The following is a 22,863-nucleotide window of genomic DNA, read 5'->3' on the forward strand; positions in this document are numbered from 1 at the left end:
ACATGCGGCCCAGGGGCGGGCTCCAAGAATGAATTGGCGAGCATGGACCCCGCCTGTCCGCGCTTCCCCCAACCACCCCGACACGCAGGGAGTCATGCATGCCGTGCTTCAGCCGCCAGCCTTTGCCATGCGCCCTCCGGGTGCATGCCATGCACCCACACAGGGCGCGCCCGTCCAACCCCTGCATCCGCGGTGGGCCCTGACATGGCCCGCGCGCACGCCCAACGGCTGGAGAGGCGCCCATCCGCGGAAGGCGGACCGGGCGTCGTCGTCCCGCTCCACAACGAACACGACCTCGCCCACAGCCTCGCGCCCTGGGCCGACCTCGGCCGGCGCGAACAACAGGTCAGGGCCTGGCTGGTGCTCACCGACCTGTGCGTGCTCGGCCTGTGCTTCGTCGCCGGGCGCCTGCCCGCGTGGCTTCGCGACGAGGTGAGCCTCTCGCAGGCCATGAACGTCTGGTGGGCCGCCAACGGCCACCTGCGCCTCACCCTGTTCGCGGCCATCGCCCTGGCCATGGTCAGCTGGATGTGGACGGTGCAGGGCCACTACACCGCGCACCGCCGCAAGCCCTGGTGGGACGAGGCGCGCCAGCTGATCCAGGTGATCGTGCTCGCGGCCCTGCTCGACGCCATGGTCATCTACCTCGCCAAGTGGCCCCTCTCCCGCCTGTGGACCGGCGCCACCTGGGGCCTGGTGTTCATCTGCCTGCCGTTGGCCCGCCTGGCGGTGCGCGGCCTGCTGCTGCGCGCCGGCCTGCTCACGCAGCCCTACGTGCTCATCGGCCACCCTGGTGACGTCGAGAAAGCCGCCGCCGCCTTGGCCAGCGAGCCCCTGCTGGGCTACCGGCCCGTGGCCGTCGTCTGCCCCGACCCCGGCGCGCGGCTGGTCAAGCTCGCCGGCGGGCACGTCGTCGCGCCCACGGCGCTCACGCCCGGCGTGCGCGACTTTCTCGCGCGGCCCGGCCCCCACCAGCTCGTGGGGGTGCTGGGCTTGCGCGACAACAACTGGCTGCGCGAACTGGCGCAGGAGCTCATGCTCACCCGCGACGACCTCGTCATGGTGCCCGCGCTCGGCGGCCTGCCCATCTACGGCATGGAGGTCTCGCACTTCTTCAGCCACGACGTGCTGTTGCTGCGCGCCCGCAACAACCTCAACCGGCGCGGCCCGCAGGTGCTCAAGCGCGCGCTCGACATCGTCGGCGCGGCCACCCTGCTGGTGCTGCTGGCGCCGCTGCTGGCCTGGGTTGCCTGGCGCATCAAGCGCGACGACGCCGGCCCGGTCTTCTTCGTGCAGAAGCGCGTGGGCGTGGACGGCCAGCTGTTCGATTTCATCAAGTTCCGCAGCATGGTGATGGACGCCGACGCCGCGCTGGAGCGCTGGAAGACCGAGAACGAGAAGCTCTACGTGCAGTACCTGGCCAGCAACTTCAAGCTCGCCAACGACCCCAGGGTCACCCCGATCGGCCGCCTGATCCGCCGCACCAGCATCGACGAGCTGCCCCAGCTCATCAACGTGCTGCGCGGCGAGATGAGCCTGGTGGGCCCGCGCCCGCTGCTGGCCCGCGAGCTCGGCGAGTACGGCAAGAGCATCGCCGCCTACGGCAAGGCCCGCCCCGGCATCACCGGCCTGTGGCAGATCAGCGGCCGCAGCGCCAGCACCTTTCAACACCGCATCAACATGGACCTCTGGTACGTGCGCAACTGGTCGCTCTGGTACGACCTCGTGATCATGCTGCGCACCGTGCGCGTGGTTCTCAGACAGGAAGGCGCTTGCTGATGAACACACCCGACAGCATCTACGTCGCGGGCCACCGCGGCATGGTCGGCTCGGCCATCGTGCGCCGGCTGCTCGCCACCGGCCACCCGGCCAGCCGCCTCCTCACCCGCACGCACGCCGAGCTCAACCTGACGGACCAGGCCGCCGTGCGCGCCTTCTTCGCGCGGACCCAGCCGAAGCAGGTGTACCTCGCGGCGGCCAAGGTCGGCGGCATCCACGCCAACAACGTCTTCCCCGCCGACTTCATCTACCAGAACCTCATGATCGCGGCCAACGTGATCGAGGCCGCGTTCTGCAACGGCGTGCAGAAGCTGCTGTTCCTCGGCTCCAGCTGCATCTACCCCCGGCTGGCGCCCCAGCCCATGGGCGAGCAGGCCCTGCTCACCGGGCCGCTGGAGCCCACCAACGAGCCCTATGCGGTGGCCAAGATCGCCGGCATCAAGCTGTGCGAAAGCTACAACCGCCAGTTCGGCGCCAGCCACGGCGTGGACTACCGCTGCGTCATGCCCACCAACCTCTATGGGCCGGGCGACAACTACCACCCGGACAACAGCCACGTCATCCCCGCGCTGATCCGCCGCTTCCATGAAGCGAAGGCGCTCGACGCGCCCGAGGTCGCGATCTGGGGCAGCGGCGCGCCGCTGCGTGAGTTCCTCTACGTCGACGACATGGCCGCCGCCTGCGTGCACGTGATGAACCTGCCCAAGGCCCGCTACGAGCAGCACACGCAGCCCATGCTCAGCCACATCAACGTGGGCTCGGGGTCGGACCTGAGCATCGCCGAACTCGCGCACCGCATCGCCCGCGTCGTGGGCTTCAAGGGCCGCATCGGCTTCGACGCCAGCAAACCCGACGGCGCGCCCCGCAAGCTCATGGACAGCGGCCGCCTGCACAGCCTGGGCTGGCGGGCCCAGGTCGACCTGCCCCAGGGACTGGCCCTGACCTACCAGGACTTCCTCCAGACCACCGCCCCCCGCCACCTGCCGATCGCCGCGCTATGACCACCAACCCGCCCCTCCCCCACGCCAAGCCCCGCGTCGCCCTCATCACCGGCGTTACCGGCCAGGACGGCTCCTACCTCGCCGAGCTGCTGCTCGACAAGGGCTACGTCGTGCACGGCATCAAACGCCGCAGCAGTCAGTTCAACACCCAGCGGGTCGACCACATCTACCAGGACCCGCACATCGACGACGCCCGCTTCCACCTGCACTACGGCGACCTGAGCGACACCAGCAACCTGATCCGCATCGTGCAGGAAACCCAGCCCGACGAGGTCTACAACCTCGGCGCGCAGAGCCACGTGGCGGTGAGCTTCGAGAGCCCCGAGTACACCGCCGACGTGGACGGCATGGGCACGCTGCGCCTGCTCGAGGCCATCCGCATCCTCGGGCTGGAGAAGAAGACGCGCTTCTACCAGGCCAGCACCTCCGAGCTGTACGGCCTGGTACAGGAGATTCCGCAGAAGGAAAGCACGCCCTTCTACCCGCGCAGCCCCTACGCGGTGGCCAAGCTCTATGCGTACTGGATCGTGGTGAACTACCGCGAGGCCTACGGCATGTATGCCTGCAACGGCATCCTGTTCAACCACGAGTCCCCGCGCCGCGGCGAGACCTTCGTCACCCGCAAGATCACGCGCGGCCTGGCCCACATCGCGCAGGGACTGGAGCGCTGCCTGTACATGGGCAACCTCGATTCGCTGCGCGACTGGGGCCACGCCAAGGACTACGTGCGCATGCAGTGGATGATGCTGCAGCAGGAGCGGCCCGAGGACTTCGTCATCGCCACCGGCGTGCAGTACAGCGTGCGCCAGTTCATCGACATGGCCGCGCGCGAACTGGGCATCACCCTGCGCTTCGAGGGCGAGGGCGCGAACGAACGGGCCATCGTGCAGGCCGTCGAGGGCGACCAGGCGCCGGCGCTGCGGCCGGGCCAGGTGATCGTGCAGGTGGACCCGCGCTACTTCCGCCCCACCGAGGTGGAGACGCTGCTGGGCGACCCGGCCAAGGCCAAGGCCTCGCTGGGCTGGGTGCCGCGGATCGCCCTGCGCGAGATGGTGACGGAGATGGTGACCGCCGACCTGGCGGAGGCCCGCCGCCACGCCCTGCTCAAGACCCACGGCTACGCCGTGGCGGTGTCCGGCGAGCACTGACCCAGCGGACGCATGGCCATGTTGGTCCCCCAGCCCTTGCGCCCATCGGCCCTTGCCCGCTCGCCCCTGGCACGGCGCATGGCCTCGGGCGCGGGCGCCTATGGCTACGCGCAGGCGGTGAGCATCGGCACGCAGCTGGTCTCGCTGCCGCTGTTCCTGCACTACTGGGACATGGCCACCTATGGCTACTGGCTGGCCCTGACGGCGCTGCCCTTCTACCTGTCGATGGCCGACGCCGGCATCTCCCACGCCGCCTGCAACCGCATGATCGGCCTGATCACGCAAGGCCAGAAGGCGCGCGCCGCCGAGGTGTTCCACAGCGCCGTGGCCTTCGTGGCGGCGGTCTCGCTGCTGGCCCTGCTGGCCGTGGGCAGCACCTTGGTGCTGCTGCCCGCCGGCACGCTGCAGGCGCCCGGCTGGAAGGCGGTGCTCATGCTGCTGTCGCTGAGCGTGGTGCTCAGCCTGTTCTGCAGCCTGGCCGAGGTCATCTACAAGGCCACCGGCGGCTACGCGGCCGGCACCTACCTGGTGACCACCGGCCGCCTGGTCGACTGGACCGGCGGCCTGGTCGGCCTGGCGCTCACGCAGAGTTTCATCGGCGTCGCCGCGGCCATGCTGCTGGCGCGCCTGGGCTACACCCTGCTCAGCCTCTGGCTGAGCCAGCGGCGCACCGACTTCCTGCGCTGGGGCCTGCGCCACGCCAACGCGGCCGACATCCGCCAGACCGCCGCACCCGGCATGCTCTTCCTCTCGCTCTCGCTCACCAACGCGCTGAGCCTGCAGGGCTTCACCCTGCTGGTGGCCGCCACCCTGGGCCCCGCCGCCACCGCCGTGTTCAACACCTACCGCACCATCGCCCGGGTCGTGGTGCAGGTCACCAACGCCTTGAGCAACCCGCTCTGGCCCGAACTCACGGCCCTCAAGGGCCAGCGGGACGACGCCGCCTTCTGGCGGCTCTACCGCCGGGCCAAGCGCCTGGGCCTGTTGATCGCGGTGGCCGGTGCCGCGCTGGTGTACGCAGCCTCGCCCCACCTGCTGGCGGTCTGGACCCACGGCCAGATCCCCTTCGCCGCCAGCGGCATGGCGCTGTTCCTGCTCTACGCCGCCGTGTGTTCGGCCACCCAGGTCCCGCGCGTCGTGCTCATGTCCATCAACCGCCACGCCGGCCTGGCCGCGCAGAGCCTGGCCGCCGCCGTGGTCTCGCTCGTGGTGGCCTGGCTGGTCTGGCGCGGCGCCGGCATGGCGGGCGTGGTGGGTGCCATGGTGCTGGGCGAAGCCCTGGTCTGGCTCACCGCCACGCGCGCGGTGCACCGCCTGCACGCCACGAAAGGCGCCGCATGATCGTCGACCTCGTCCACGCCCCGCCCCCCGACACGCCGCACGATGTCGTCATCGTCGGCGGCGGCACGGTGGCCCTGCTGCTGGCGGTGCTGCTGGAACGCCAGGGCCAGCGCGTGCTGGTGCTGGAGAGCGGCGGCGGCGGCTTCGAAACGCCGGCGCAGCAGCTCAACGACGCCAGCGTCATCGGCCGCGCCCACAACGGCATCGCCATGGCGCGCGGGCGCGCGCTGGGCGGCACCTCCAACCTCTGGGGCGGCCAGCTCACCGGCTTCGTGCCATCCGATTTCGAGGCCCGCGCGGGCGTGTCCGACGCGCCCTGGCCCATCGCCTACCAGGACCTGCTGCCCTGGTACGACGCCGTGGCCCGGGAGCTGCGCCTGGCCGATGCGCTCGACGAGGGCACGCCCCAGGCGCACAAGCTCTTCGGCGGCGGCTATCCCGAGATCCCGGGCTTCACCCTGTTCCTCACGCGCTGGCTCAAGGAGCCCGCCATGGCCCGGTACTTCAGCGAGCGCCTGCGCCACGCGCCCCGGCTCACCGTCCTGCTGCACGCCCACGCCACCGGCCTGGAGCTGTCGGCCGACGGCCAGCGCGTCGCCGCCGTGCGCGTGGCGCGGCCCGACGGCCGCTTGGCCAACCTGCGCAGCCCACGCGTCGTGCTGGCCAACGGCACCATCGAAATCGCCCGCCTGCTGCTGGCCTGCGCGGCCGAACAACCCCGGGCCCCGTGGGCGGCCAACCCCTGGCTCGGCGCCGGTTTCCAGGACCACCTGGAGATGCGCGGCGGCCAGGTGCACCCGCTCGACAGGGCGCGCTTCCTGCGCACCTTCCAGAACATCGTGCTGGGTGGCCACAAGTACCAGCCCAAGCTGCGGCTCAGCACCGGCGCCGACGCCGCGCTCCAGGTCTCGGGCTACTTCGCGTTCGAGTCCAGCATCGCCGAGCACCTGCAGCACCTGAAGGTGCTGGCCCGCTCGCTGACCCGAGGCGCCCTGCCGCGCCAGGGCCTGGGCGAGGTGCTGCGCCACGTGCGGGGCATGGGCAGCGCCTGGCTGCCGATGGCCGTCCAGTACCTGCGGCACCACCGCATCTACCACCCGGCCGACCGGGGGGTCTGGCTCGTCATGCACGCCGAACAACTGCCCCGCGACGACAGCCGCATCACCCTCGACCGCCAGCGCAAGGACCGCTTCGGCATGCCCCTGGCCGCGCTGGACTGGCGCATCGGCGGGCGGCCCGAGGTGCAGGCCATGGCCGCTTTCGTGCGCCGCGCCGGGCGCAGCCTGCAGGCCGCCGGGCTGGCCCGCGTGGAGATCGATCCGCTGCTCGCCGACGAGGACCCGCGCGCGCTGGACCGGGCCACCGACACCTACCACCAGTGCGGCGGCGCCCGCATGGGCCACCACGCGCGCGACGGCGTGGTCGACCGCGAACTGCGCGTGTTCGGCACCCACAACCTGTACGTGGCCGGCGCCGCGGTGTTCCGCACCTCCAGCTACGCCAACCCCACGTTCACCGCCATGGCGCTCACGGCCCGCCTGGCCGACCAGCTGGGCCGTGAACCGGCCACGGCATGACCATGGACCGCCACGCCGCCCTCATCGCCCAGCGCCTGGGCTTTGGCTGCGGCCGCCTCAAGGGCGGCCATGAAAAGGCCAACGCCCTGCGGCTGGTGCACGCCGCGCTGGACATGGGGCTGCGCCACTTCGACACCGCGCCACCCTATGGACTGGGCATGTCGGAAGCGGTGCTGGGCGAAGCCCTCAAGGGCCGGCAGGAGCCCGTCACCGTGTTCACCAAGGCCGGGCTGGCGCGCCCCGCCTCGCCCGGCCTGCTGCAAACGGCGCGCGCCATCGTCCGGCCCCTGGCCCACCGCGTGCCGGGGCTGCGCAGCGCGGTGCTCAAGGGCATGGCCCAGCGCGCCGCGCCCGCGCAGTTCCACCCCGACTTCATCGCCCGCTCCTTCGACACCAGCCTGCGCCTGCTGCAAACCGAGCGGGTGGAGGGCCTGCTGCTGCACGAGGCGCAGCCGCACGACGCGCTGGCGCCCCTGGCGCCGCTGCTCGAGCGCCGCGTGGCCCAGGGCCAGCTGGGCGCCTATGGCAGTTCCACCGGCGAATCCGCCGCCCGGCTGGTGCGCTTCGGGGCGGTGCGGCAGTACCGCTGCCCCCTGCCCGGCACCGAGGGGCCGCCGGCGGGGCCCATGGACATCCAGCATGGCGCGTTCCGGTGCATCGCCCCGGCCATCGCGCAGCGGATGGAACAGGACCCGCGGCTCAAGGAGCAGCTGGCCAGCCTCTTGCCCCCCGGCGCGGACCCGCAGGCCGCGACCGGGGCGCTGGCGCTGGCCTATGCGCTGGCGCGCGGCCAGCACCGCCTGCTGTTCTCGACCGACCAGCCGCGCCGCCTGGTCGATACGCTGTCGCTCGTCTGGCACATCACGGGCTCGGCCCACTGGCGGCCCGCGATGCAGGCGCTGCACACGGCCTTCGCCCCGGGAGGTGCCCCATGCGCGGGCTGAGCACCCAGCTGTCGCGCTGGCTGCTGGGCGGCGCCATCTACCTCACGGGCTGGTACTACGAAGGGCCGGCGCTTCAGGCCGCCCAGATGGGCGCCATCAGCCTGCTGCTGATGGCCGGCTTCTTTTCCCTGCTGTCGGGCGACACGCTGCGCATCCGGCCCAGCCTCGTCGAGTGGCTGTTCAGCGCCGCCTTCCTGTTCGCCATGCTGGTGGCCTGGGCCAGGGGCAATGCGCTGTCGACGATGTACGGCGCCATGCTGCTGCTGGTGCTCGCGGCCATCGCCCTGATGGTCCGGCACGGCCGGGCGGACGGCTGGGTCGCCGTGTTCCGGTGGGCCTATGTCGCGCTGCTCGGCACGCTGCTGATGGTGGAGCCCCAGGCCCTGTTCGCCTCGCTCGCCGGCAACGTGGAGTACGGCCAGGGGCTGGTCCGCTACCAACCGCTGGGCATGCACCCCAACCTGAGCGGGCTGGTCTACGGCGGCGGGGCGCTGCTGTTCTTCCAGCACAGCCTGACCGTGCGGCGACGGCCCCGCCAACTGTTCGCGCTGGCCATGGCGGGGCTGTGCCTTTGCGTGCTGCTGGCCGCCTCCGCCCGCGCCGGGATGCTGGCGCTGGCCATCACCGGCGCGACCGGCGTCACCCTGATCGCCTGGCGCGGCTCGCGCCGGGCGCGCATGGGCCTGGCGCTGGCGGTGCTCGCCGGCCTGGTGCTCGTGCTCCTGAAGTGGACCGACATCAGGGACTACCTGTCGCTCATCCTCGATGTCGACTCGCCCACGCGGGGCGTGGAGTCCGGCGCCACCGGGCGCACCGATCTCTGGCGGGCCGGCGTCGAACTGGTGTTCTCCGACGGCGCGCTGCTGTTCACGGGGCGGGGCATCCGCTCAGCCCTGCCCGAGATCATCGGCTTCCCGGTCGAGAGCTCGTACATCAACCTGGCACTGGAGCACGGGCTGTTCTTCGGCTCGCTCATCGTGCTGGCCTTCGCGGTCACCGGCTGCCGTGCGCTCAGGCACGGGCTGCAGGGCCAGCCGCCGCGCTACCCGCTGTTCATGGCCGGACTGATGGTGGTCTTCATCCTGGCCCAGTCGGTCTTCAACCGGTACCTGATCGGCGTGGGCAACCCCTATTCGCTCTGGATCCTCGTGCTGATCCTGCAACTGAACCTGCGGGCCCTGCCGTCGGACCTGCGGGCCCGGCGCGCGCGCGCGGCGGCCCGCGCATGGCCCCTGGACCGCGACGCCTTCACCTCCCCTGGGAGCCTGACATGACACACAGAGACACGGACACCACGCTGATGCTGTGCCTGGCGACGGTGCTGATCACCCTGTCGCACCTGGACGCCTTCGTGCCGGACCCGCGCATCGCCACGGGCGGCGCCATCGGCAACTCGCTCTTTTTCTTCCTCTCGGGCTTTGGCCTGGCCAAGAGCCTGAACGCCGAGGCGGCGGGCGGTGTGCCGCCTTCGCTGTCGACCTACCTACGCAAACGGGTGGTTCGCCTCTACCCCGCCGTCGTCATCGTCGCCTGCGCCATGCTCGCGGCCGGCATGGTCCGGGTCGACGGCATCGCGGGGCTGGCGGCGGTCTTCGTCTGGCCGACGCCGTTCTGGTTCATCTCCGCCGTCATGGTGTTCTACGTGCCGGTGTTCTACCTGGCGCGCCTGCGCCCCGCCGGCATCGCCACGGCCCTGGCGCTGTTGCTGGTGCCCTACGCCTTCTTCTACGGCCAGCTGGACCTGTCCACCTTCGTCGTGGAAGGGCGGGGCAACGATTTCACCTGGGCCAACCACTTCAAGTGGATCAACTACTTCGGCCTCACGCTGATGGGCTGCCTGGTCGCGCGCCTGGGCCTGACGCCCCGGCTCGGTCCCGCCGCGATCGCCTGGCTGCTGGGCGGCCTGCTGCTGTTCCTCGTCGCCAAGCTCACGCTGTTCCGCTTCGGCCTGGGCCCTCTGCAGTTCGTGTTCCAGGCCCTGCTGTACCCGATCGTCTATGGCTGCTTCCACGTCTTCGCCTCGGAGGCACTGCTCAGGCCCCTGCGGTCCACGCCGCTGTTCCCCGTGGTCGCGCTGCTGGGCGGCCTGACCCTGGAGATCTACCTCACGCAGACCGCCTGGATCCGCTGGCTGGAAGCCCAGAGCTACCCCTACGGCCCGCTCGCGCTCCTGCTCCTGGCCCTGGTGCCGCTGCTGGTGTTCTCGGTGCTGACGCGCTGGGTATCGCAGCGCATGGGCTCGGGCGTCTCGCGCCTGTTCCAGCCCGCCACCGCTTGACCCCTTTTGACAGGCCGACCCGACATGCACTTCGTCTTCTGGCATTCCTACCTGATGTTCCACCAGGCCGCGTACATCCGCGAGCTGGCGAACACGCCCGGCAACACCGTGCACTGGTGCGTGACGCAGGCCCTGCCCGCGCACTACCGCGACCGTGGCTACCCGCAGCCCGACACCGGCCGCATCCAGGTCCACGTCGCGCCCACGCCGGCGCAGATCGCCGAGCTGGCCACGCGGCCCGGGTCGGTGCAGGTGTTCTTCGGCCTGCGCGGCTTCGCGCTGCCGCTGGCGGCCTTCAAGGCCAGCCGAGGCGCGCCGGTGCACCGCTTCCTGATGACGGAGAACCGCTACGAGCCGGGCGCGCGCCTGCTGCCGCGCTGGCTGCTCTACACCTGGGACGCGCTGCGCCATCGCCGGCATCTGAGCGGCGTGTTCTGCATCGGCCACGCGGGCCGCTATGGCGGCGCCCGGTTCTTCGCGGCCTGCGGCTACCCCCGCTCGCGCATCGTGCCCTTCGTGCACGTGGTGGACCCCACGCCGGTGCCGCGCACGCCGGTGTCGCACGGCCACCTGCAGGTGCTGTACGTGGGGCAGCTGATTGCGCGCAAGCGCGTCGACCTGCTGCTGCGGGCCTTCAGCCAGCTCGACGTGCCCACGGCGCGCTTGCGCATCCTCGGCCAGGGCCCGCAAGAGCCGGTGCTGCGGCGGCTGGCCGCGCAGCTGGGCATCGCCGAGCGGGTGAGCTTCTCGCCCGGCCTGCCCAATGCCGAGACCGTGGCCGCCATGGCGGGCGCCGACGTGCTGGTGCTGCCCAGCCGGTTCGACGGCTGGGGCGCGGTGGTCAACGAAGCCCTGATGGTCGGCACGCCGGTGATCTGCAGCAACCGCTGCGGGGCCAGCGACGTGATCGAGAACGGGCGCAACGGCTACGTGTTCGAGGCCGGCAGCGCCCGCGCGCTGCGGGAGCGCCTGCGCCAGTACTGCGAGGAGTTCCGCTGGAACCGCACCGAACTGGCGCACACGGAAACCGCCCGCCTCAGCGGGCCGGCCGTGGCCGCGCGCTTCCAGCACAGGCTCGCGCAACTGCTGGCCCCGCAGCAGACGCCCCCGCAGCCCGCGGTGCCCGGCACCGCCACCCCGATGGTGAAGCGATGAACGTCGGCATCCTGACCTTCCACTTCAGCGACAACTACGGCGCCGCGCTGCAGGCCTACGCCCTGCGCCGCTGGCTGACGGAGCAAGGCCACCGCGCCAGCTTCATCGACTACCGGCCCGCGCACATCGAGCGCGGCGGCCGGCTCAGCCTGCCGACCTCGCCCGCCCGGCTCAAGGCGAATGTGAAGGTGGCCTACCTGGCGCTGTCGTCCTTCGTCCATCAGCACTTCGGCCACCCCGGCCAGCGCGACAAGTTCCAGCGGTTTCGGGAGCAATACCTCGGCATCGGGCGCGCCACCGCGCCCGGCGACCCGCTCGCCTCGCTGGCCGCCGCGCGCGCCTTCGACCTGATCGTGGCGGGCAGCGACCAGATCTGGAGCCCGTCCCAGCACTTCGGTTTCGACCCGAACTACTTCCTGGCCTTCGCCGAGTCCTTCGGCGCCCGCAAGATCGCCTACGCCGCCAGCTTCGGCCGGGACCAGGTGTCGCCAGGCGAGGCCGCGCAGCTGCCCTACCTGCTGCAGCACTTCGATGCCATCTCCGTGCGCGAGGCCTCCGGCGTCGCCCTGGTCGAACGGGCCACGGGCCAGCCGCCGGCCAACGTGCCCGACCCGACCCTGCTGCACAGCGACTACTCGGCGCTGACCGAGCGCGCGCCGGCCCCGCACCACGGGCCCTACGTCTTCTGCTACGGGCTGCGCTCGCCCGACAACATCCGCCCCAGCGCCGAGTGCGTGTCGCGCGAGCTCGGCTGCCCGGTGCTCTCGCCGCACAACCCGCACCGGCGCTGGCCGGAGATCGGGCACACGGTGTACCCCGATCCCGGCGAGTGGGTCTCGCTGGTCCAGCACGCCCAGTTCGTCGTCACCAACTCCTTCCACGGCACGGTGTTCGCCCTCCTGTTCCGCAAGCCTTTCATCGTGGCCGGGCTCACCGGCGAGAAGGCCAGCGCCAACGCCCGCGCGCTGAACCTGCTGCGCGCCGTCGGCCTGGAGCGGCGCTTCGCCGCCGGGTTCTCGGCGCCGAACGTGCGCTCGCTGGTGGCCAGCGACATCGACTGGGCCGACGTGGAGCAGCGCCTGGCGGCGATGCGGCACACCGGCCAGGCGTTCCTGCACGCGCAGCTGGAGGCGGTGGTGCCGGGCGAGGCCCGGCCACTCCCGCGGCGCCCGGCGCCGCCACGCGTCGCACGGGAGGTCCTGCAGTGAGCGATTCACTCAGCGATTTCCGCTCGCTGCGCTACCGCAACGGTTTCGGCGGCGCCGCGCTGCTGCGCCGGCTCGCGTGGGAGCTGGTCTGGCTGCTGGCCTTTCGGCCCACCCCGCGCTGGGCCCTGCACGGCTGGCGGCGCTTCCTGCTGCGCGCCTTCGGCGCGCGCATCGGCGCAGGCTGCCGCATCGCGCCCTCGTGCCGCGTCTGGGCGCCCTGGAACCTCGCCATGGGCGAGTTCTCCGCGCTGGGCGACGGCGTGGACTGCTACAGCATGGGCCGCATCACCATCGGCTCCAAGGTCGCCGTCAGCCAGCGCAGCTTCCTGTGCGCCGGCTCGCACGACATCCGCAGCCTGTCGCGGCCCCTGCTGACCGGCCCCATCGCGATCGAGGACCACGTGTGGATCGCCGCGGAGAGCTTCGTGCACCCCAATGTGTCGATCCGCGAGGGCGCCGTGGTCGGCGCGCGCTCGGTGGTGACGCGGGACCTGCCGGCCTGGTCGGTCTGCGTCGGGCACCCGTGCCGAAAGATCAGGGACCGCGTGCTGGGAGAGGCCCATGTTTGACAAAGTGGCCAAGTTGGCGGGCATCTTCAGCGAGGCCTTGCGCGACGCGGCGCTGTTCCTGCGCTTCAACTCGTACTCGCCGTTCGTGGACAAGTCCCGGCGCGCCTTCTACAAAATCATCATCGAGGCCCACACGATCGAGAAGGGCCTGTCGCTGCCGAGCCCCAAGCCGCTGTTCGGCAAGGACAAGGTCCGCTTCGTGATGCGTGCGCTCTCGCGCTACGACATCGGGCACTCGCCGGTGCCGGCCCACATGTCGCTGGGCGCGCTGGAGGCCTACCTGGCCTTCCACGCCCAGGCCGGCGCCAGCGACCCCCTGCTCGACGAGATCAGCGGCTACCTGAAGCAGTGGGAAACCCGGCTGCCCCGGCCGTGGCAGGGCGGCACGCGGGACTACCGCTTCGACGGCCAGCCCGCCGGCGACCTGCAGCACCTGATCGCCGGCCGCTCGAGCGTGCGCACGCTGTCGCCCGCGCCGCTCGAGCCCGCGCGCATCCTCGAGGCGATCGCGCTCGCACAGCAGGCGCCCTCGCAGTGCAACCGCCAGGCCACCCGGGTGCACACCTACCAGGACCCGGCCCGCATCCAGGCGCTGCTCGCGCTGCAGGGGGGCTCGCGCGGCTTCGCCGACACCGTCGGCAACCTGTTCGTGGTGAGTTCCGACATCTGCGCCTGGGGCGGCCCCGGCCAGCGCAACCAGGCCTATGTGGATGGCGCGCTGTTTGCCATGTGCCTGCTGCTGGCCTGCCGGGCCCTGGGCTGGGGCGCCTGCCCGCTCAACCTGGCGATCGACCACAAGACCGAATCGGCGATCCGCCGCGTGGGCGGCATTCCCGCCGGCGAGCGGCTGATCCTGATGATCGCCTTCGGCGAGCCGGCCGCCCCGCAGACCCGCGTGGCCTTCTCGCCGAGAAGGCCCGCCGCGGAAATCGCCACCCTTCACGCCTGAGGAGATCTCGATGCGCATCACGGCGATCATCCTGACCCACAACGAATCCCTCCACATCGAGCGCGCGATCCGCTCCATCCAGGCCTTCACGGACCAGATCTGCGTGGTGGACTCCGGCTCCACGGACGGCACCACCGGGATCGCGCAGCGCCTGGGCGCGGAGGTCTGCACCCACGCCTTCGTCAACCAGGCGCGGCAGTTCCAATGGGCCCTGGACACGCTCGACATTCGCGGCGACTGGGTGCTGCGCCTGGACGCCGACGAAATCATCGAGCCCGACCTCGCCCGCGAGATCGCCGAGAAGCTGCCCCGGCTGCCGGCCGACGTGGTCGGCGTCAACCTCAAGCGCAAGCACATCTTCATGGACCGCTGGGTGCGCCATGGCGGCCGCTACCCGCTGCGGCTGCTGCGCCTGTGGCGCCAGGGGCACGGCCGCATCGAGAACCGCTGGATGGACGAGCACATGGTGGTCTGGGGCGGGCGCACGGTCACCTTCGACGGCGGCTTCGCCGACCACAACCTCAAGGACCTGGCCTATTTCATCGACAAGCACAACCGGTACGCCACGCGCGAAGCCATCGAGGTGCTGAACCAGCGCCTGGGCCTGTTCGCCCAGGACGGCGCGCTCAACGCCCGCGGCGCCTCGCACCAGGCGGCGTTCAAGCGCTGGGCCAAGGAGCGGATCTACAACCGCATCCCCTTCACCCTCAGCGCCACGCTGTACTTCGTGTGGCGCTACGTCTTCCAGCGGGGCTTCCTGGACGGCCGCAGCGGGCTGGTCTACCACTTCCTGCAGGGCTACTGGTACCGCTTCCTGGTGGGGGCCCGGGTCATGGAACTGCAACAGGCCGTGGCCCACCTGCACGACAAGGCCGCCATCTGCGCCGAGCTGAGCCGGCTGACCGGGCACAAGCTGGTGGCGCAGAGCGACGCCCCCAGGGACGTGGACGTCGGCGACCAGCGGCTGGCGCCGCGGCATTGACCGGAGGGCACGGCATGCACCGGTGGTTCCTCTCCCCCTGGCGCCTGGGCCTGCTGGCCACCCTGGGCCTGGCGGGGCCCGTCCAGGCCCAGACGCCGGCCAGCAGCGCCCTCATCTGCGAGGACGCCACGCCGCCACCGGGCGCGCTGCAGGTGGGCGCGCGGCAGGCGCTGTTCCGCGACTGCCCGCGCCTCGGCGACGTGGACTTCACTGGCAAGGCCGACGGGTACAAGTACCACAGCGGCGTTTCCTTCGCGCCGCTCAAGGGCACCAGCCTCTACGGACCCGCCGACGACGGCGTGGTGCTCAAGCGCGGCGGCCTGCTGGCCACCGCGAAGGCCACCGCGCACCCCGGCCAGTTCCCCCTGCTCAGGGGCGACCGGCCGTTCTACATCGAGGCCCAGGTGGCGATCTCGTCGAACGACCGCGACAACTTTCCCGCCGTCTGGCTCATGCCCATCGAACACAACCCGCGCATGGAAGACGTCTACGAAGGCGATCCCAAGGGCTTCGAGCGCTGGTTCGAGCTGGACATCGACGAGGGCGGCTTCGGCCCCGGCGGACACCACACGGCCATTTCGTGGTCCGGCATCTACCCCAACTACAAAAAAATCCAGAACCCCAACCCGACCTCCAAGGAACCGCTGGACCGCACCCAAGCGAACGTCTTCGGCGTGTCCTACTCGCCCGACACCCTGAGCGTGCGCTGGTGGCTCAATGGCCGGCCGGTGCTCGAGGCCTCGCACCCCTATGTGCCCGAGATCGCGCGGCGACAGAACTTCTACCTGATCGTCTCGGCGCAAAGCCACAAGAACATCAGCGACTACACCCTGAAGTTCATGGGCGTGCGCGCGTTCGCGGGCGAGGCCACCCCCGTCCGCGGCGAAGCGGCGCGGCCCGCCAGGCCCCCTCAGACAAAGGGCGCGCCATGAAGCTGCTCGTCTACGGCATCAACTTCGCGCCCGAGCTCACCGGCATCGGCAAGTACACCGGCGAGATGGCGCAGTGGCTGGCCCAGGCGGGGCACGAGGTGCGCGCCATCACCGCCCCCCCGTACTACCCGGCCTGGCGGGTGCAGGAGGGCCACAGCGCCCGCCGCTACCGCATCGAGCACTGGCAGGGCGTTCGGATCATCCGCGCGCCGCTGTGGGTGCCGCGGCAGCCGGGCGGCCTCCAGCGCCTGCTGCACCTGGCCAGCTTCGCGCTGAGCAGCCTGCCGGCGCTGTGCGCCCAGTGGCGCTGGAAGCCCGATGTGGTGTGGGTGGTGGAGCCGCCGCTGATGTGCGCGCCCGCCGCGGCGCTGTTCGCCACCCTGCGCGGGGCCAGCGCCTGGCTGCACATCCAGGACCACGAGGTCGACGCCGCTTTCGAGCTGGGGCTCATCAAAGGCCGCGCGCTGCGCGGCGCGGTCCAGCGCGCCGAGCGCTGGCTGATGCGGCGCTTCGACCGCGTCTCCACCCTCAGCGGCCGCATGGTGGAGCGCACCCTCGACAAAGGCGTGGCGCCCGAGCGCGTGGTGCACTTCCCCAACTGGGTGGACATCGACGGCATCGCGCCGCTGGCCGCGCCCAGCCCCTACCGGGCCGAGCTCGGCCTGGCGCCGGACGCCGTCGTTGCCCTGTACTCCGGCAACATGGGCAACAAGCAGGGGCTGGAGGTCATCGCCGACGTGGCGCACCTGCTGCGCGACGAGCCCCGCATCCGCTTCGTGCTGGGCGGCAGCGGCTCGGGACGGGCCGCCCTGCAGGCGCGCTGCGCGGGCCTGCCCAACGTGCGCTTCCTTGATCTGCAGCCGCTGGAGCGGCTGAACGACTGGCTCGGTCTGGCCGACGTGCACCTGCTGCCGCAGCGGGCCGACGCGGCCGACCTGGTGATGCCGTCCAAGCTCACCGGCATGCTGGCCAGCGGCCGCGCCGTGCTGGCCACCGCGATGGCCGGCACCGAGCTGTGCCGCGTGGTGACCCACGACGCCGCTTGCGGCCGGGTGGTCCCACCCGAGAACCCGGCCGCCATGGCCGAGGCGCTGCGCGCGCTGGCGGCCGACCCCGCCGGCCGCGCCGCGATGGGCGAGCGCGGCCGCCGCTACGCCGAGGCCGAACTGAGCCGGGACGCGGTCCTGCGCCGGTTCGAGGCGCAGCTGCTGGCCCTGGCGCAGGCGCGCCCGAGCGACACCCGCCGGGCCGCCGTCTGAAGCAGGCCCCACCCGGGCCAGAAAGGAGTTGATCATGCACACCCACCCCTTCGAGAACACCCGGCCATGGGCCCTGGCGGGCGCGGCGCTGCTGGCCGTGGCGGCGGCCCTGCCGCTGCGGGCCCAGACGCCGCCGCAGGCGGGCCCCGGGGCCGCGCACGCGGTGCCGGCCAGCGCGCCGCTCGAGGCGCCGGGCACCACCCCTGGCACCGCCGCCGCGCTGAGCGCGGCCCCGGCCGGCGGCGTCGACCCGAACTACCGCATCTCGCCCAACGATCTGATGGAGTTCGACGTGTTCGGCGTGCCCGACATGAAACGCGACCTGCGCGTGAACGCCACGGGCGAGGTCTCGCTGCCGCTCATCGGCCAGGTGCCGGTGGCCGGGCTGACCACGCAGGCCGCGGCGCGGCTGATCGCCGACCGCTACCAGGAGAAGTACCTGCAGGACCCGCAGGTGTCGCTCTTCATCAAGGAGTTCACCACGCGCCGCGTGGCCATCGAAGGCGCGGTGCTGCGGCCCGGCGTCTACCCGATCGCGGGCCAGCTCACGCTGCTGCGCGCCCTGGCCTTGTCGGGCGGCTTCGCGCCCTATGCGGACATCAACAAGATCGTCGTCTACCGCAACCAGGCGGGCGGCGCGCGCGAACAGTTCACCTACGACCTCGACAAGGTGCGCGCGGGCCAGGAAAGGGACCCCGACATCCGCTCGGACGACGTCATCGTGGTCCAGCGCAACGCCCGGCGCACGGCCCTGCGGGACTCGCTCTTCAGCGACATCCTGAACACGCTCAACCCATTCAACTGACGGGGAGGGACCCATGGCCATTGAACGACACCCGCTGCCCGCGACGCCCGACCCGAGGGACGCGCTGGCGGTGCAGCGCGAAGCCGCCCTGTCCGAGCTGCTGCTCGCGCGCAGCGAATCCAGCGCCCCGGCGGAGGACCGCATCGACCTCAAGACCCTCTGGCGCGCCCTGGCGCGGCACCGGCGGCTCATCCTGGGCGTGACCGCCCTGTTCACCCTGGCGGCCGGCCTGTACACGCTGCGCATCACGCCGCAGTACGAGAGCACGGTCATGCTGCAGATCGACCGCGCGGCGCAGAAGGTGGTGGGCTTCAACACCGAGTTCGAGGTCGAGGAAGGCCCGCTGTCCGAGCAGCTGCAGCTGCGCACGCAGGTGGAGCTGCTCAAGAGCCGCAGCCTGGCCGAGCGCGTCATCGACGAGATGGGCCTGTACAAGCCCGGCGCGTCGGCGCCCCCCGCCGCCGCGCCGGGCGAAGGCGATGCGGTGGCCGCGGCGCCCGCCGGGCCGCTCGAACAGGCCAGCGCCCTGCTGAGCGGCTGGCTGGCCCGGCTGCATGGCCTGGTGGCCACCGCGCCACCCGAGCAGAACACGCTCAACCGCGCCAGCGCGCTGGCGCAGTTCCAGCAGTCGCTCACCGTGGAGCCCATCCGCAACTCGCGCCTGGTGCAGATCAGCGTGCGCAACGCCGACCCGCAACTGGCCGCCGGCATCGCCAACACCACCGCCCGGGCCTTCCTCGCCACGCACATCGAGCGCAAGCTGGAGTCCTCGCTCTACGCGCGCCAGTTCCTGGAGGAACAGATCCGCCAGACCAAGGCCAAGCTGGAAGAGAGCGAGCGGGTCATCAACACCTACGCCAAGAAAAACCAGATCCTGAACCTGGGCGACAAGGGCAGCGCCGCCACCCAGACCTTCGTGGATTTTTCCGCCGCGCTGGCCAAGGCGGAGCAGGACCGCATCAAGGCCGAGACGCTCTACAACCAGGTCCGGCTGGACCCCGAGAGCGCGCCCCAGGCGGTGGTCAACGAGGCCATCCGCGCCTACAAGGAGCAGCGCGCGCGCCTGGAAGCCGACTACGCCAAGAACCGCTCCGTCTTCAAGCCCGACTACCCGAGCATGGTGCAGGCCCGCGCGCAGATCGCCGAGCTGGACGGTCGCATCAAGACGGAGGTGAACAACATCCTGTCGAGCATCCAGGGGCAGTACCTGGCCGCCAAGAAGGCCGAGGACCAGCTGCGCGCCAAGGTGGCCAGCACCCGCGCGGAGGTGCTGAGCGTGCAGGACCGCAGCGTGGACATGAACCTGCTGAGCCGCGAGCTGGACACGAACCGGCAGGTGTACGACAGCCTGCTGCAGCGCCTGCGGGAGGTGAGCGTGACGGCGGGGCTCACGACCAACAACGTGAGCATCGTCGACCGGGCGGCGGTGCCGCTGTTTCCGGCCTCGCCCAACGTCAAGCTCAACATCGGCCTGGGCCTGATGGCCGGCCTGTTCCTGGGCCTGCTGCTGGCCCTGCTGCGCGAGCAGATGGACGACTCCGTGAAGAACGCCAACGACATCGAAACGCGCTACCGCCTGCCGCTGCTGGGCCTGATCCCCTTCACGCGCCCGCCGAAAGGCCGCAAGGAGGCGGTGGCGCTGCTGGCCCACCACGAGCCGCGCGGCACCTTCGCCGAGTCCTACCGCTCCATGCGCACCGCGCTGCAGTTCAGCACGGCCGACGGCGCCCCCGAGCGCTTCATGGTGACGAGCTGCGGCAAGAACGAGGGCAAGAGCACGACGGCGCTCGCGCTGGCCATCAACTTCGCGCAGATGGGCCAGAAGGTGCTGCTGATCGACGCCGACATGCGCAAGGGCGGCATGCACACCCTGCTCAAGCTGCCGAACGACAGCGGCCTGTCGAGCTTCCTGAGCGAAGACCTCGACAGCGCGATGCTGGTCCGCGAGACGCCGGTGCACAACATGGGCCTGATCACGGCCGGGCCGGTGCCGCCCGATCCGGTGGAGCTGCTGATGGGACCGCGCCTGGGCCTCTTGCTGGACCAGGCGCGGGCGCTGGGCTACGAGCAGATCGTGATCGACGGGCCGCCGCTGCTGGGCATTTCGGACGCGATCGCGCTGGGCAACCAGGTGCACAACATCGTGCTGGCCGTGCGGGCCGGCGTGACGCGCAAGGAAAGCCTGAAGGACGCGCTGCGCCGCCTGCGCACCGCCGGGCTGAGCCCGATGGGCGTGGTGCTCACGCACGCGCGCAGCGAGCACATCATCGACCGCGCCTACGCGGACTACTACGGCCACGGCCATGCCCCGGGCGCGCGGCGCGCGCCGCGCACCGCCCGGCCAACCCCCGGCCCGGTGCCGCTGACGGCCCAGCCCCGCATCGAACCCACCATGGGCCCGCATTCGGCATGAGGACCGTGCAGTGACCGCGCCCGGCCGTCCCGCGCCCGACTGGAACCGCCTGCTGTCCACCCTGCTCGATTTCGAGCGCTCGCCCGGGCGCTACCCGGTGCGGCTGCGCGAGCCGCGGCCCCTGTTCGACGGGATCGGCCGCGTGATGCTGCTGGCCAGCGGGCGGGCGGTCGAGGGCCTGCCCGCGACACCCTGGAACGAGGCCGAGCTGCGCCGCGCGGCGCGCTACTTCGTGCGCACGGTGATGCTGCGCCCGGGCGCCGACCCCTTCACCCTGCTCGGCCTGACCCCGGACTTCGAGCCGGCGCAGCTGCGCGAGCACTACCGCCTGATGATCCGCCTGACGCACCCGGACTTCATCGCCGCGGGCGGCCACTGGCCCGCCGACGCCGCGACGCGGGTCAACCGGGCCAAGGACCTGCTCTCATCGCCGCAGCAGCGGGCCCACTTTGCCGCCACGCTGCGCCTGCCGGCCAGCCGGGGGGCGGCGGTGCGCACCAGCGCCTTCCTGCTGGAGGTGCTGGGGGGACGCTAGCGCGGCCACAGCACCCACAGGCGCAGCGGCTGCTTGAGCGTGGCCGCCTGCCGGTAGGCCTCGTCGTTCCAGCCACCCCAGCCGGTGAACAGGTCCGCGCGCACCGCGCCCAGGATGGCGCCGCCCGTGTCCTGCGCCAGCACCAGGCGGTTGGCCACCAAGGCCGGGCCCTGCGTGGCCAGCCACACCGGCGTGCCGTAGGGAATGCTCTGCGGGTCCACCGCGATCGAACGCCCCGGCGTCAGCGGCACGCCCTGGGCGCCGCGCGGGCCGAAGCGCGCGTCCAGCGGGCTCAGCGGATCTTCCTTGAAGAACACCGTGCGCGGGTTGCTCCACAGCATCTCGTTGAGCCGCTCGGGGTTCTGCCGCGCCCAGGCCTTGATGGATTCCCACGAGGCCTCGCGGATCGCCCCCTGGTCGAGCAGCCAGCGCCCCACGCTCTGGTAGGTGTGGCCGTTGTGCGCCGCGAAGGCCAGGCGCACCTGGCGCACCCGGCCGTCGGGCTCGGTCAGGTTGACGCGGCCCGTGCCCTGGATCTGCAGGATCAGCGCGTCGATCGGGTCGGCCAGCCAGGCGATGGCGCGCCCGCGCAGCGCCGCCTGCGCCTCGGGCAGGGTGTCGATCTGCTGGCGCGTGTACCAGCGCTGGCCGCTGGCGGTGGCGGGCAGACCGGCGGGCACGCCATACAGCGGCACGCGGTGGGTCGCCGTGGGCTCGCGCGTGGCGTCCATGATGGGCTCGTAGTAGCCCGTGAGCAGGCCGTCCGGCTCGCGGCCGTCGGCCTCGAGCACGCGGTAGGGCTGCAGGCGCTCCTGCATCCAGGCCTGCTGGCGCGCGGCGTCGGCGAAGGCCAGCGGCCGCGCCTCGGCGCACACCGCCTCGAAGCCCGGCGCGGGCCGTTCGCAGCCCTGAAGCAGGGCGTTCCAGGCCTCGTGCAGGCCGTCCTGGCCCCAGCCGGGCAGGGCGCTCCAGGCCACCGGCACCCAGCGGCTCTTGCTGTGCTGCTTGGCCGCCGGGCCCATCGCCGCTTCCGGCGCGGGAACTTCCGGCTGCGGTTCGGGCACCACCCGTGGGCCCACGGCGCAGGCCGCGAGGCTGCCTACAATGCCCGCCGCCACGGCCCACCGCGCCAGCCTGTTCATTCCTTCGATTCCGTCCGCCATGACCTTGTTGTTGCTCGAAGCGCTGGGCGCGCTGCTCCTGTTGGTGTTCATCGTGTGGTGGACCATGTTCTCCGGTCGCCGCAAGGGCGAACTGCCCGAGGACGGCGAGCGCGACAAGCCGGCCGCCCGGGAACAGGACCCGCCCGGGCGCTGATCGTTCCCGCGTTCGGGCGCCTGCTCATGCATCGCGCAGGCGGTTGGCCAGTTCCACCGCCGACTTCACGCCCATCTTGTCGAACACGCGCGAGCGGTGCACCTCCACCGTCCGCACGCTGATCTGCAGCTGATCGGCCACCAGCTTGTTCGGCAGGCCGGCCACCACGAGGTTCATGACGTCGCGCTCGCGCTCGGTCAGGCTGTCCAGGCGCTGCTGCAGTTCGTGCCGCACGGCGCGCTCGGCCAGCTGCGCGGCCGACTGGCGCAGCGCCTGCTCGACCCGGTCGACCAGGGCGTTGTCGGAAAACGGCTTTTCGCAGAAATCGAAGGCGCCCCGCTTGACCGCCGCCACCGCGGTGGCGACGTCGGCGTGGCCCGACAGGAAGATGATGGGCATGGCCGCCTGCCAGGGCAGCAGGCGCAGCTTCTCGAACAGGGCCAGGCCGCTCATGCCGGGCATGCGCACGTCCAGCAGCACGCAGCAGGGCACGTCGGGCGCCTGGCGCGCAATGGCGGCGCCGGCCAGGAAGTCCTCGGCGCTGTCGAAGCCGTCGCTGATCAGGCGGCGCGTGCGCAGCAGCCAGGCCAGCGCCTCGCGCACGCCGGCGTCGTCGTCCACCAGGTAGATCTTCGCGTCGGGGAATTCGGTCATGGGCGGATGATAGGAGC

At 71.7% G+C, this 22,863-nt stretch carries 21 protein-coding genes; 19 read left to right on the top strand and 2 right to left on the bottom strand.

Going from position 1 to position 22,863, the window contains the following annotated elements; translation table 11 throughout:
- The first annotated feature begins 204 nt into the window (after window positions 1-204).
- Genes wbaP through DY262_RS15940 form a run of 18 tightly spaced genes read left to right on the top strand, consistent with a single transcriptional unit; the run spans window position 205 to window position 20,875 of the window.
- Window positions 205-1,779, top strand: a complete 1,575-nt coding sequence (wbaP, locus tag DY262_RS15860; RefSeq protein WP_181936531.1) for an undecaprenyl-phosphate galactose phosphotransferase WbaP — start codon at window positions 205-207, stop codon at window positions 1,777-1,779.
- Complete coding sequence (locus DY262_RS15865) at window positions 1,779-2,780, top strand: GDP-L-fucose synthase family protein (RefSeq protein WP_116960073.1); 1,002 nt, start codon at window positions 1,779-1,781, stop codon at window positions 2,778-2,780. The genes wbaP and DY262_RS15865 overlap by 1 nt, the downstream gene beginning before the upstream one ends.
- Window positions 2,777-3,928, top strand: a complete 1,152-nt coding sequence (gmd, locus tag DY262_RS15870; RefSeq protein ID WP_116960074.1) for a GDP-mannose 4,6-dehydratase — start codon at window positions 2,777-2,779, stop codon at window positions 3,926-3,928. Before DY262_RS15865 ends, gmd begins: the two co-directional genes overlap by 4 nt.
- Before the next feature lie 18 nt (window positions 3,929-3,946).
- Window positions 3,947-5,269, top strand: coding sequence for a lipopolysaccharide biosynthesis protein (locus DY262_RS15875; RefSeq protein ID WP_147326248.1), 1,323 nt, complete (start codon window positions 3,947-3,949; stop codon window positions 5,267-5,269).
- Window positions 5,266-6,846, top strand: coding sequence for a GMC oxidoreductase (locus DY262_RS15880; protein WP_116960076.1), 1,581 nt, complete (start codon window positions 5,266-5,268; stop codon window positions 6,844-6,846). Before DY262_RS15875 ends, DY262_RS15880 begins: the two co-directional genes overlap by 4 nt.
- A complete protein-coding gene (locus DY262_RS15885) occupies window positions 6,843-7,790 on the top strand; it encodes an aldo/keto reductase (protein ID WP_116960077.1) in 948 nt (315 codons plus the stop codon). Before DY262_RS15880 ends, DY262_RS15885 begins: the two co-directional genes overlap by 4 nt.
- Entirely contained in the window at window positions 7,778-9,064 is a 1,287-nt protein-coding gene (locus DY262_RS21825) for a hypothetical protein (RefSeq protein WP_181936532.1), read from the top strand. The genes DY262_RS15885 and DY262_RS21825 overlap by 13 nt, the downstream gene beginning before the upstream one ends.
- Entirely contained in the window at window positions 9,061-10,068 is a 1,008-nt protein-coding gene (locus tag DY262_RS21830) for an acyltransferase family protein (protein WP_181936533.1), read from the top strand. Before DY262_RS21825 ends, DY262_RS21830 begins: the two co-directional genes overlap by 4 nt.
- Before the next feature lie 24 nt (window positions 10,069-10,092).
- Entirely contained in the window at window positions 10,093-11,223 is a 1,131-nt protein-coding gene (locus tag DY262_RS15895; protein ID WP_116960078.1) for a glycosyltransferase, read from the top strand.
- Window positions 11,220-12,431 (top strand): polysaccharide pyruvyl transferase family protein, encoded by a 1,212-nt coding sequence (locus DY262_RS15900; RefSeq protein WP_116960079.1) that lies wholly within the window; start codon window positions 11,220-11,222, stop codon window positions 12,429-12,431. Before DY262_RS15895 ends, DY262_RS15900 begins: the two co-directional genes overlap by 4 nt.
- Window positions 12,428-13,000, top strand: coding sequence for an LbetaH domain-containing protein (locus tag DY262_RS15905; RefSeq protein ID WP_116960080.1), 573 nt, complete (start codon window positions 12,428-12,430; stop codon window positions 12,998-13,000). The genes DY262_RS15900 and DY262_RS15905 overlap by 4 nt, the downstream gene beginning before the upstream one ends.
- A complete protein-coding gene (locus DY262_RS15910) occupies window positions 12,993-13,949 on the top strand; it encodes a nitroreductase family protein (protein WP_116960081.1) in 957 nt (318 codons plus the stop codon). Before DY262_RS15905 ends, DY262_RS15910 begins: the two co-directional genes overlap by 8 nt.
- A 10-nt stretch (window positions 13,950-13,959) precedes the next feature.
- The gene (locus DY262_RS15915) at window positions 13,960-14,931 is read left to right on the top strand and encodes a glycosyltransferase family 2 protein (protein WP_116960082.1); all 972 of its coding nucleotides are present in this window, start codon (window positions 13,960-13,962) and stop codon (window positions 14,929-14,931) included.
- Window positions 14,932-14,945: 14 nt separating this feature from the next.
- Window positions 14,946-15,863, top strand: coding sequence for a LamG domain-containing protein (locus tag DY262_RS15920; protein ID WP_116960083.1), 918 nt, complete (start codon window positions 14,946-14,948; stop codon window positions 15,861-15,863).
- Window positions 15,860-17,122, top strand: a complete 1,263-nt coding sequence (locus DY262_RS15925) for a glycosyltransferase WbuB (protein WP_116960084.1) — start codon at window positions 15,860-15,862, stop codon at window positions 17,120-17,122. The genes DY262_RS15920 and DY262_RS15925 overlap by 4 nt, the downstream gene beginning before the upstream one ends.
- A gap of 34 nt (window positions 17,123-17,156) precedes the next feature.
- Window positions 17,157-17,927, top strand: coding sequence for a polysaccharide biosynthesis/export family protein (locus DY262_RS15930; RefSeq protein WP_116960085.1), 771 nt, complete (start codon window positions 17,157-17,159; stop codon window positions 17,925-17,927).
- 13 nt (window positions 17,928-17,940) lie between these two features.
- A complete protein-coding gene (locus DY262_RS15935; RefSeq protein ID WP_116960086.1) occupies window positions 17,941-20,340 on the top strand; it encodes a GumC family protein in 2,400 nt (799 codons plus the stop codon).
- 10 nt (window positions 20,341-20,350) lie between these two features.
- Window positions 20,351-20,875, top strand: a complete 525-nt coding sequence (locus tag DY262_RS15940; RefSeq protein WP_116960087.1) for a J domain-containing protein — start codon at window positions 20,351-20,353, stop codon at window positions 20,873-20,875.
- Here the strand turns inward: DY262_RS15940 and mltA are convergent.
- Window positions 20,872-22,017: a murein transglycosylase A gene (gene mltA, locus DY262_RS15945; RefSeq protein WP_425459300.1), complete on the bottom strand. Its 1,146-nt coding sequence runs from the start codon at window positions 22,015-22,017 to the stop codon at window positions 20,872-20,874. The genes DY262_RS15940 and mltA overlap by 4 nt on opposite strands.
- Between mltA and DY262_RS22225 the strand changes: the two genes are divergently transcribed.
- Window positions 21,980-22,192 (top strand): hypothetical protein, encoded by a 213-nt coding sequence (locus DY262_RS22225; protein ID WP_416186981.1) that lies wholly within the window; start codon window positions 21,980-21,982, stop codon window positions 22,190-22,192. The genes mltA and DY262_RS22225 overlap by 38 nt on opposite strands.
- A gap of 24 nt (window positions 22,193-22,216) precedes the next feature.
- Here DY262_RS22225 and DY262_RS15950 read toward each other — a convergent pair whose 3' ends face one another.
- Window positions 22,217-22,846 carry a response regulator transcription factor gene (locus tag DY262_RS15950; RefSeq protein WP_116960088.1) on the bottom strand — a complete coding sequence of 210 codons (630 nt, stop codon included), beginning with the start codon at window positions 22,844-22,846 and terminating at the stop codon, window positions 22,217-22,219.
- Window positions 22,847-22,863: the final 17 nt, after the last annotated feature.

Origin of the sequence: Hydrogenophaga borbori (assembly GCF_003417535.1) — a bacterium.
In the GTDB taxonomy this organism is placed as follows: domain Bacteria; phylum Pseudomonadota; class Gammaproteobacteria; order Burkholderiales; family Burkholderiaceae_C; genus Hydrogenophaga; species Hydrogenophaga borbori.